This is a genomic window from Micromonospora sp. WMMB482 (genome assembly GCF_019038635.1).
In the GTDB taxonomy this organism is placed as follows: Bacteria; Actinomycetota; Actinomycetes; order Mycobacteriales; family Micromonosporaceae; genus Micromonospora; species Micromonospora marina.
Window position 1 is genome coordinate 1 of sequence record NZ_JAHOPD010000012.1, and the last position, 7,163, is coordinate 7,163.

A 7,163-nucleotide genomic window follows, 5' to 3' on the forward strand; every position below is an offset into this window, starting at 1 on the left:
CCCGTGGAGCCGGGCGGCGAGCCCACCGAACCCGCGGCCACCGGCGAGCCGACGACCACGGCGACGGCCCCACCGCCCACCGAGCCGCCGCCACCCGCGACCGCCCCCGGCCCGGTCACCACCCCGCCGCCCCCGCCGCCGACGAGCGCGCCCGCCGAACCGGCGCCGACCACCGCCGCGCCGGCCACCACGGCACCGCGCCCCCGCCGGTCGTACCGCCGGTCAAGACCCCGCCGCCACCGCCGGCGCAGCCGGCCGGCGGGCCCCTGGGGGTACGCGTGAACACCGAAGACGTGGTCCTCCCGCCGGCCTACTGGAACGCCGACGCCACACGGTGGCCACGCTGCGGGTGACGGTGACCAACACGGCGGGCGGGCGGAGCGGATCAGCCTGGGCTACACGCTGCCGCCCGGCCTGACCGACGCGGGCACCCCGGGCTGCGAATCGGCCGGCGACGGCAACCACCGCTGCGTCGGGTGGGACGCGGAGCCGGGCGCCCGGTTCAGCGCGACCATCCGGCTCCGGTCGACGGCGACGCCTGGCGGACCATGCCGCTGGCCGGATCGGTCCAGGTAACCGCCGTCGCGCCCGGTGTGACCGGTGCGGCGTACGACGACGAGGGCTTCGCGGTGCTGTTCCCGCCCGGGCCGCCGGTACCGGCATCTCGCTGCGCGCCGACGAGGTGCTGTTCGACATCAGCGGCGCGCCCAGCACACTCTCACCGTCCGGCTCGGCAACACCGGCGAGGTCGACGGGCGCGGGCCGGATCGAGGTGCTCCTGCCCGAAGGGTGACCGTGGCCGGCAGCGAGAGCGGCTGCGCCCCGCTGTCGGCCGACCGGACCCGCTGCGAGCTGGGCGCGCTGGCGGCGGGCGCACCACGACCGTACGGCTGACGCTGGCCGCCTCGGCGGAGGCGCAGCGTCGGGCGCCCCTGTCCGGCGCGGTGATCGGCCGGCTGGATCCGCGTAGCGGGCGGGACCGGCAGGTGCAGATGAGCTTCCGGATCAGCGCGGCGGCGGCGGAACCGGCTGCCCGGGCGCTCGGCCGCGCCGACGGCGTGGCGCTGTTCGGCCGTACCGTTCTATCCGGCGCTGGAGGCGACGGTGCGCGCGGCGGCGATGGCCCCGGACCGTGGCGGGCGTTAAGAAGGGCCCCTGCTCTACCTGAGGCGTTAAGAAGGGGCCTTCCTTACCCGCGGCCGCGCAGCCAGCGGAGCACGTCGGAGGGCAGCTCGCTCTCCTGGCGCTGCTCGCGCCGGTCCGGCTCGGTGCGGCGGGGCGGCTGCGGGCGCTGCGGGTCGCCGACCAGCGCCCGGCTCGGCGCGGTGAAGTCGGCCACCGGCTTGCCGGTGAGCGCCGTCTTGATGGTCCGGGCACCGCGTCGATCACCTTCGCCTGCACCGCGGAGCCGACCAGGTCGGTGACGTCGTCCGGGTTGGCGGCGATACCAGCGACCGCGACCTGCGGGGTGTAGCCGACGAACGTCTCGGTGGCGTTGCGCTCCGAGCTGCCGGTCTTGCCGCCACCGGGCGGCCGACGATCCGGTCGACGGCGGTGGCGGTGCCGCCGTTGCACTGGTCGAACGCGGACTGCTGGCCGACCGGGCAGCGGGCCGCGTCGGTGGCGGCGCGGGCCACGTCCGGTTCGAGCACCCGCTTGCAGGACGGCTGCGCCACGTCCACGGCGTCGCCGTCGGGCGCGGTCACCGAGACCACCGGCAACGGCGTGCAGTACGTGCCCTCGGCGGCCACCGTCGCGTACGCGTTCGCCAGGTCCAGCGGGGTCGTGGCGGCCACGCCGAGCGTGAACGCGCCCCAGTTCGCGGCGTCGTCGCGGGCGAACGCGGCGTCGGAGTCGGCCCGGAAGGTGATGCCGAGGCGCTGCGCCATCTCCACCACCTTGTCCTCGCCGACCTGCTCGGCCAGCCAGACGAAGTACGTGTTGACGGAGCGGCCGAAGCCGTCCCACATCATCCGGTAGCCGTCCATCCACTGCGGGTTGGCGTTCGCCGGGCACCACGTGCCGTCGCAGTTGCCCTCGTCGTCCGAGGCGTACCGGGTGGGCAGCCGGCTGGGGGCGTCGAAGCCGGTGGCCAGCGGCTTGCCGGCCTCCAGCGCGGCCAGCATGGTGAACATCTTGAACGTCGACCCGGCCTGGTAGCCGTCGACGCTGGCGCCGCCGGAGATCAACGGGTTGACCGTGTTCGGGTGGTTGGTCTGCCCGTCCGGGTTGTCGTCGAGGTTGTAGTGCCGGTTCACCGCCATGGCGAGTACCCGGCCGGTGCCGGGCTCGACCGCCGCGATCGGCAGCGCCCGCTTGTCGCCGTACCCGTAGACCTCGGTGGCCTGCTCCTGCGCGGTCTCCTGGATCTTCGCGTCGAGCGTGGTGACGACCCGGTAGCCGCCCCGGCGCAGCGCCTGCTCCCGCTCCTCGGGCGTGCTGCCGAAGGCCGGCTGGGTGAGCCACCAGCGGCGCAGGTAGTCGCAGAAGAAGCCCCAGCCGTCGTGGTCCTGGGCGGTGGCGGTGCAGCCGTTGGGCTGGGCGGTCGGGCGCAGCGTGAGCGCCTCGGCCTTCGCCGCGGCGGCCTGCTGTGCGGTGATCGCGCCGGTCTCGGCCATCGCGTCGAGCACGTACCCGCGCCGGGCCAGCGCCTGGTCCTTGTCGCCGTCGATCGGGCTGTACGCGTCGGGCGACTGGACCAGTCCGGCGAGCAGCGACGCCTCGCCCAGGGTCAGGTCGGCCGGGGCCTTGCCGAAGTAGCGCTGGCTCGCGGCGGCGACGCCGTACGCGCCGGAGCCGAAGTACGCGATGTTGAGGTAGCGGTTGAGGATCTCGTCCTTGGACAGCGACTCCTCCAGCGCGTTCGCGTACCGGATCTCCTGGAGCTTGCGCCCGACGGTCTGCTCGGTGGCGGCCTGCCGCTCCTCGGGGGTGCGGTTCGGGTCGGTCTTGAGCACGTTGCGGACGTACTGCATGGTCAGCGTGGAGCCGCCCTGCTCGGTGCCGCCGCCGGAGACGTTCGCCACCAGCGCGCGGGCGATGCCGCGCAGGTCCGCGCCGCCGTGCGAGTAGAACCGCCGGTCCTCGGCCGCGATGATCGCCTGCCGCATCACCGGGGCGATCTCGTCCAGCGACACGTCGGTGCGGTTCACGTCGTAGAACGTGGTGATCAGCGTCTTGCCGTCGTTGGCGTAGAGGTAGGAGCGCTGCGGCTGCACCGGGGTGCGCAGCGCGTCGGGCAGGTCCGCGTACGCGCCGAGCGCGGCCCGGGCGGCGAACCCGCCGAGCAGGCCCCCGGGAAGCGCGGCGAGCGCGAGGACGAGCCCGGCGAGCAGGCCGGCCAGCAGCACGGTGAACAGCCGCGACAGCGGCGACCTGGGAGACGGCATGGACGCAAGGATTGCCACGAAAGCCGCCTACCGGCCACCTCCCCAGGCAACTGTCAGTTACTTCACGGCGACCGCCCAGCTGAAGAAACGGTCAGCCCGCCCCGAGTGGGCCCTTCGGTGACGCGGGCGGCAGGGGTGCGGCGGCGACGCTGGCGGCGGCCGCGTCCCGGGCGATGGTCTCGGGCACCAGGCGGCCGCTGCGGTAGCCGATGCCGATGCCGGCGACCAGCACGAAGAGCGCGCCGAACGTCTGCAGCGAGCCGATCAGCGCGCCACCGAGGCCGAGCAGCGGGGCAGCGATCATCAGCATCGTCCCGTCGCCGTAGGAGAACATGCCGGACCGGGCGACCGACCAGCCGGTCAGGAACCAGCCCACGCTGTACAGGGTGGCGCCGAACAGCACGATGCCGCGCGCGGTCACGCCGAACACCGGCGTCTGCTCGGCCAGCCCGGCGAACGGCAGCATCAGCACCATCCCGCCGATGCTCGCGAGCAGCCCGGCCAGCGCGACACGGCGGCAGCGGGTGGCGGCGAGCAGGCCGGTGAGCGCGAGCAGGGCGAGCAGGCCGAGCCACACCGAGGCGACCCAGCCGACCAGGTAGAGCGGGCGGCCGTCGGCCGGGTACGGGTCGTTGCCCACCCCGCCGTCGCTGGCCATCGCCACCACGCCGTAGAGGACCGCGTACGCCGGGAGCAGCCAGACCGCCGCGCGGGCGAACCGGCGGATCGACCAGGCCCAGGTCGCGTCGGTCGCAGGCGCTCCCCGGCCGGGTTCGGAGACGAACGGCAGAACCCCGAAGCCCCCACCGGCACGCCGGGATCCGATCGGACCGGCGGGGTCGTGCGCGCCGGGGACGGGGGTACGGGAGAACAGCCGGTTCGCCGGGTCCTTCATGCCTCACCTCGTTCGCGCCGCGGGCGGCCCGGGACGCGCAACGGCGCTCCGGCCCTGCTCACCACCCGTCCTCAAGACCGATGGTGGCAGCCGCCGGAGCGCCGTATGAGGGATTCTCGGATTTGGCGGTCAGCCCCGCTCGCGCTGGTCCGCCGGGTCGTTCACCAGGCTCGCCGGCGACACCGGCTCCGGCGCGGGCAGACCCTTCGGGTTGGTGCCGCCGGTGGCCTGCGCCTCCGCCACGCGTACCTCGTCGTGGATCTCCTGGGCCGCGACGGCCGCGGCCTGGGCGGCCTCGGCGGCCTCCCGCTCGACCTCGCCGGCACTCTTGGCGGCCTCCGGCGACGGCACGTCGCCGGCCATGTTCGCGAGCCCGCCCAGCGCGCCGCCCATGCCCTCCAGGGCCTTGGTCAGCTCGGTCGGAACGATCCAGACCTTGTTGGCAGTGCCGTTGGCGATCTGCGGCAGCGCCTGGAGGTACTGGTAGGCCAGCACCTTCTGGCTCGGGTTGGCGGTGTGGATCGCGTCGAAGACGGTACGGATCGCCTTGGCCTGACCCTCCGCCTGGAGGATCCGGGCCTGCCGGTCACCGTCGGCTCGCAGCACGGCGGCCTGCTTCTCACCCTCGGCGGTGAGGATCTGCGACTGCTTGTGCCCCTCGGCGTTGAGGATCGCGGCACGGCGGTCCCGCTCCGCGCGCATCTGCTTTTCCATCGAGTCGCGGATGCTCGGCGGCGGCTCGATCGCCTTGATCTCGACCCGGGTCACCTTGATGCCCCAGCGGCCGGTGGTCTCGTCCAGCACGCCGGACAGGTGCCGGTTGATCTCCTCACGGCTGGTCAGCGCGCGCTCCAGGTCGAGCGAGCCGATCACGTTACGCAGCGTGGTGACGGTGAGCTGCTCGATGGCCTGGAGGAAGTTGGAGATCTCGTAGGTGGCGCGAACCGAGTCGACCACCTTGAAGTAGAGAACCGTGTCGATCGAGACGACCAGGTTGTCAGAGGTGATCACCGGCTGGGGCGGGAAGCTGACCACCTGCTCGCGCATGTCGACCTTGGTGCGCACCGCGTCGACGAACGGCACCAGCAGGTTGAGGCCCGGGTTCAGCGTGCGCTTGTACCGGCCCAGTCGCTCGACCACGTCCTGACGCTGCTGCGGCACGATCCGCACCGCCTTGAACAGCGTCACCACACCGATCAACGCCACCGCGATCATCAGGATCGCCAGAAACTCCATACCGTTCACCTTTTCGCTTCGGGCAACTCGCCGGGGTGGAAATGTCGTCCTGCCATACCAGGGCGGTAGCGCCCCGGACCTTGATCACCTGCACCCGCTCACCCTCGGCGTACGTGCGCGTCACGTCGTACGAGCGGGCCGTCCACAGCTCGCCACCGATCTTGACCATGCCCGGTCGGCGTCGACCGGCTCCAGGACCACAGCCGTGGCCCCCTCCAGCGCCTCGACCCCGAACGGCTGCTCCCCGGTCTCCAGCGACGGCCGGGCGTGCCGCCGGACCACCGGACGGACCACCGCCACCGACAGCGCCGACACCACCGCGAAGACCACCGCCTGGAGCGCCACCGGCGCACCGAGCGCCGCGGCACCGGCCGCGGCGAACGCCCCGACCCCGAACATGATCAGGAAGAGCGTCGTCGTGAAGATCTCGGCGACCGCGAATACCACACCCAGAACGATCCAGAACACGGCGTCCACGAGAACAATCCTGACACGTCCGCGCACGTGTCATCGAACTGTCATGATCGCTAGGATTCGCACGGCGTTCCGCGCCCCCCGGACGACGAGGAGGACGACATGTCCCTGCTGCCCGAGACCGCGCGTCAGGTGGACCTGCTGGTCGCCCGTGCCCAGGCCGAGGGGCGCGGTCCCTCGCTCGCCCTCGGCGTGGTCCGCGACGGCCGGCTGGCGCACCTGGCGGCCGCCGGTGAGACGCCCCGCCCGGACGGCGACCTCCAGTACCGGGTCGGCTCGATCACCAAGACCATGACCGCGGTGCTGGTGATGCAGCAGCGCGACGCCGGTCGGCTGGCGCTCGACGACCCGCTGGACGCCCACCTGCCCGGCACCCCGGTCGGCGCGGTGACAGTGCGCCAACTGCTGGGCCACGTCAGCGGCCTGCAACGCGAGCCGGACGGCGACTGGTGGGAGCGCGCCGAGGGCACGGACCTGGCCACACTGCTGGCCGGGCTGACGCCGGACAAGATCGCCCACCCGCCGCACTTCGTCTACCACTACTCGAACCTGGCGTACGGGCTGCTCGGCGCCATGCTGGAACGGACCACCGGCACCCCGTGGGCGGACCTGCTGACCGAGCGGCTGCTGACGCCGCTGGGCATGCGCCGCACCACGTACCACCCGTCCCAGCCGTACGCCCACGGCTACGTCGTGCACCCCTGGGACGAGACGCTGCGGGAGGAGCCGCGTACCGACACCGGCGCGATGGCCCCGGCCGGCAGCTCTGGTCGACTGTCGAGGATCTGGGCCGCTGGGCGGCGTTCCTGGCCGACCCGGACCCGGCGCTGCTCTCCCCGGCCACGCTCACCGAGATGTGCGCGCCCATGGTGATCAACGATCTGGACTCGTGGACCGGCGGGCACGGCCTCGGCGTGGAGCTCTACCGGGTCGGCGACCGGGTGTACGTCGGGCACGGCGGTTCCATGCCCGGCTACGTCGCCGGCCTGGCCGTGCACCGGCCCACCCGCACCGCCGTGGTCAACTTCGCCAACGCGTACGGCTGCGCGGGGCACCACATCGGCGCGCTCGGCCGGGAGGCGCTCACGCTGGTGCTGGACGCCGAACCAGCCGCGCCCGCCCGGCGCCCGGCCGACCCGCCCGCCGCCCGACGTGGCCGCGCTGACCGG

At 73.4% G+C, this 7,163-nt stretch carries 4 protein-coding genes and 3 pseudogenes; 2 read left to right on the forward strand and 5 right to left on the reverse strand.

Annotation, left to right across the window (positions count from 1 at the left end; translation table 11 throughout):
• From KSK32_RS33030 to KSK32_RS00560, 5 genes and pseudogenes are all read right to left on the reverse strand, one after another.
• Positions 1-188: hypothetical protein (locus KSK32_RS33030; protein WP_254186887.1), on the reverse strand; the 188-nt coding region annotated here is incomplete at its 3' end.
• A gap of 1,001 nt (positions 189-1,189) precedes the next feature.
• Positions 1,190-3,389, reverse strand: a pseudogene (locus tag KSK32_RS00545) (transglycosylase domain-containing protein).
• A gap of 91 nt (positions 3,390-3,480) precedes the next feature.
• Positions 3,481-4,284, reverse strand: coding sequence for a hypothetical protein (locus tag KSK32_RS00550; protein WP_216927953.1), 804 nt, complete (start codon positions 4,282-4,284; stop codon positions 3,481-3,483).
• Between the two features lie 129 nt (positions 4,285-4,413).
• Positions 4,414-5,520, reverse strand: a complete 1,107-nt coding sequence (locus KSK32_RS00555) for an SPFH domain-containing protein (protein ID WP_216927954.1) — start codon at positions 5,518-5,520, stop codon at positions 4,414-4,416.
• Between the two features lie 5 nt (positions 5,521-5,525).
• Positions 5,526-5,997 (reverse strand): annotated as a pseudogene (locus tag KSK32_RS00560) (NfeD family protein).
• A 99-nt stretch (positions 5,998-6,096) separates the two neighbouring features.
• Between KSK32_RS00560 and KSK32_RS00565 the strand changes: the two are divergent.
• Together KSK32_RS00565 and KSK32_RS34815 are read left to right on the forward strand one after the other, a co-directional pair.
• Positions 6,097-6,867, forward strand: coding sequence for a serine hydrolase domain-containing protein (locus KSK32_RS00565; protein WP_374226679.1), 771 nt, complete (start codon positions 6,097-6,099; stop codon positions 6,865-6,867).
• A pseudogene (locus KSK32_RS34815) lies at positions 6,861-7,163 on the forward strand (serine hydrolase); the annotation flags it as partial. The gene KSK32_RS00565 and the pseudogene KSK32_RS34815, both read left to right, overlap by 7 nt.

Bases quoted from the DNA above. Each gene is read 5' to 3' on its own strand.
- KSK32_RS00565 (WP_374226679.1), top strand. From the start codon at position 6,097: ATGTCCCTGCTGCCCGAGACCGCGCGTCAGGTGGACCTGCTGGTCGCC.
- KSK32_RS00550 (WP_216927953.1), bottom strand. From the start codon at position 4,284: ATGAAGGACCCGGCGAACCGGCTGTTCTCCCGTACCCCCGTCCCCGGC.
- KSK32_RS00555 (WP_216927954.1), bottom strand. From the start codon at position 5,520: ATGGAGTTTCTGGCGATCCTGATGATCGCGGTGGCGTTGATCGGTGTG.